Here is a 308-nt window from a genome sequence, read left to right as displayed (position 1 = left end):
AAAGTCCTCAACGGCATCGACGAAGACTTAGCACGCTCCTACACCAGACTCATCAACCAGATTCGAAGCGCACTTGTCGGCTGCTACCCGCAATTCGAGCAGGCCATTCGCGGTCAGATAATCCACCGTAAATGGGTCCTTCATCTGCTTGCCCGCTACGGCGGGCCAACGAAAATCAAACGCCTCGGTAAAACAAAAACTATAGCTTTCGCCCGCCGCCATAAAGCGCGTAATCCCGAGCCAGTTATCGATGCGATATTCGCTGCCATTGCTGAGCAAACAGTCACCATTGCCGGTGCACACTATGC

1 pseudogene is annotated in these 308 nt (G+C 53.2%); it reads left to right on the top strand.

Annotated features, from left to right (window positions below):
• Positions 1–308 (top strand): annotated as a pseudogene (locus tag QP891_RS11745) (IS110 family transposase); the annotation flags it as partial.

The sequence above is a fragment of the Corynebacterium sp. MSK310 genome, assembly GCF_030227355.1.
GTDB lineage: Bacteria > Actinomycetota > Actinomycetes > Mycobacteriales > Mycobacteriaceae > Corynebacterium > Corynebacterium rhinophilum.
Note: the sequence above shows the minus strand (reverse complement) of the source record. Positions and strands in the feature narration are given on the sequence as shown.